Annotated in this window: 1 protein-coding gene; it reads left to right on the top strand. The window is 72.9% G+C overall.

Annotation, left to right across the window (positions count from 1 at the left end; genetic code table 11):
- On the top strand, positions 1-2,877 hold a 2,877-nt coding region (locus ACFY32_RS34025), incomplete at both ends, for an amino acid adenylation domain-containing protein (RefSeq protein ID WP_390676367.1).

Genomic DNA, 2,877 nt, shown 5'->3' with positions numbered 1-2,877 from the left:
ACCCCCGCCGCCCAGAACGCCTGGCGCACAGCCCTCGCCGGCCTCGACGAACCCACCCGCCTCACCCCCCACGCCGACAGTCACGCGTCGGTCACCCCGCACCACCACTCCGTGCGGGTGCCGCGTGAGCTGACCGAGGCCGTCACACGTCAGGCACGGCGTCACGGCATCACGCTCAGCACTGTCGTGCAGGCGGCCTGGGGGCTGCTGCTGGGCCGCCTGACGGGCCGTGAGGACGTGGTCTTCGGGACGACGGTGTCGGGCCGCTCGCCGGAGGTGCCCGGCATCGAGACCATGGTCGGGCTCTTCATCAACACCCTGCCGGTGCGGGTACGGCTCCAGCCGTCCGAGCCGCTGCTGGACCTGACGGCACGCCTCCAGCAGGAACAGGCCGAGCTGTCCGCGCACCAACACCTGGGCATGGCCGACATCCAGCGGCTGACAGACATCAGCGGCGAACTCTTCGACACACTGGTCGTGTTCGAGAACTACCCGCTGGATCCGGACACCCTGTCCGGCGCGCACGGGCTGCGAGTCGCGGGTCTGCGCACCCACAACGACGTCCACTACCCCCTGGCCCTGATCGCGCTGCCCGGTGACGAGCTGACGCTGGACTTCAGCTACCGCCCGGACCTGTTCACCGAGGACGAGGTCGCACTCCTCGCCGAGCGCTGCACACGGCTGCTGCGGACCTTCGCCCACGCCGGCCCCGGCCTCCTCGCCGGTGACGTCGACGTCCTCACCGACGGTGAGCGGCACAAGGTGTTGGAGGGGTGGAACGGCGTCGCGCACACCGGGTCCGTGCGCGGTGTGGTCGAGCGGTTCGAAGCCGCGGTGGCGGCCACCCCGGACGCCGTGGCGGTGGTGTGCGGGCCGGTGCGGCTGACGTTCGCGGAGCTGGACGCGCGGGCCAACCGGCTGGCGCGGGTCCTGCGGGCGCGGGGCGCCGACCGGGGTGATCTGGTGGCGGTGGGCCTGCCGCGGTCGGCCGACATGGTCGTGGCGGTGTTCGCGGTGCTGAAGGCCGGTGCCGGGTACGTGCCGCTGGACGTGGCCTACCCGGCGGACCGGCTCGCCTTCATGCTGGACGACGCCGCTCCCCGGCTGGTGATCACCGACCGGTCGGTGTCCGGCGCGCTGCCGGACACCGGGGTCGAGACGCTGGCGCTGGATGACCCGTCGTGCGTACGGGAGCTGGCGGCGATGCCGGGCGGGCCGCTGCCGGACGAGGAGCTGGGCGGCGCGGTCCCGGAGGGGTCCACCGCGTACGTCATCTACACGTCGGGGTCGACGGGCCGGCCCAAGGGCGTGGTCGTCCCGCGGCGGGCGATGGCGGTGTTCCTGTCGTGGGCGGTGGAGGAATTCGGGTCCGAGGAACTGGAATCGGTCCTGGCGTCGACGTCGTTGTCGTTCGACGTGTCGGTCTTCGAGATCTTCGCGCCGTTGCTGGCGGGTGGCCGCATCGAGGTCGTACCCGACCTGCTGGCGCTGGCCGAGCGCCCGTGGTCGGGCTCGCTGGTCAGTGGCGTGCCGTCGGTGGTGGCGGCGCTGCTGGAAGCCGGGGCACGCCTGGACTGCGAGCGGCTGGTGCTGGCCGGTGAGGCGTTGCCGTTACACGTGGTGCGCCGGCTGCGGACCGACGCTCCGCATGTGCGGGTGTCGAACCTGTACGGCCCGACCGAGTCGACCGTGTACGCCACCGGCTGGCACGAGAGCGACCCGGACGTGGTGCTGGCGCCGCCGATCGGGCGGCCTCTGTCCGGCACGAGGACCTACGTGCTCGACGGGCGGCTGCGCCCGGTGCCGAGTGGGGTGACCGGTGACCTGTACCTGGCGGGGCCGAAGGTGGCCGACGGCTACCTGGGCCGCCCGGGCCTGACGGCGTGCCACTTCCTGCCCGACCCGTACGCCCCGGCCGGGGCGCGGATGTACCGCACCGGTGACCTGGCGCGGTGGGACGACCACGGGACGCTGCACTACCTGGGGCGCGCCGACCACCAGGTCAAGGTCCGCGGGTTCCGCATCGAGCTGGGCGAGATCGAGTCGGTGCTGGCACGCCATCCGGACGTCACCCGGGCGGCCGTCACCACCCACACCGGCGCGACGGGCGAGCACCGGCTCGTCGCCCATGTCCTGACGGCGCCGGGTACCCGCCCCTCCCCGGAGGAACTGGCCCGCCACCTCGCCGCCGCACTGCCGGCCCACATGGTGCCGTCGGCGTTCGTCCACCTCGACGCGTTGCCGGTGAACGCCAACGGCAAGCTCGACCGGAGTGCCCTGCCCGCACCCGACTTCGGGGCCCAGGTGTCAGGCCGGGCGGCGCGCAACGCCCGCGAGGAGGTGCTGTGCGCGCTGTTCGCGGAGGTCCTGAACCTGGACTCGGTCGGTGCCGACGACAGCTTCTTCGACCTCGGCGGTGACAGCATCAGCTCCATCCAGCTGGTGGCCCGGGCCCGCAAGGCAGGTCTGGTGATCACGCCCAAGGACGTCTTCCACTCCAAGACCGTGGCCGGGCTCGCCGAGGTCGCCCGGGCCACGGGTGCGGTGGTCGTCGAACGCCCCGAGGACGGGGTGGGCGAGGTGGGACTCACGCCGATCGTGCACCACCTTCGCGAGCTGGGCGGTCCGGTGCGGCGGTTCCATCAGTCGATGGTGGCCAAAGTCCCGGCAGGTCTGCGCGAACCGGCACTCGTCGCCGCTCTCCAGACGCTGCTGGACCACCACGGCGCGCTGCGGATGCGGCAGCGCGGGGCCGGGGGCGAGGAGTGGACCCTCGATGTCGCCGAGCCGGGAGCGGTTCCCGCCGGTGATCTGGTGCGCCGCGTGGACGTGTCCGGGCTGACGGGTAACGAGCGCCGGACCGTGGTGGTGGAGCGG

This window comes from Streptomyces sp. NPDC000134, from assembly GCF_042899225.1.
GTDB lineage: Bacteria > Actinomycetota > Actinomycetes > Streptomycetales > Streptomycetaceae > Streptomyces.
Note: the sequence above shows the minus strand (reverse complement) of the source record. Positions and strands in the feature narration are given on the sequence as shown.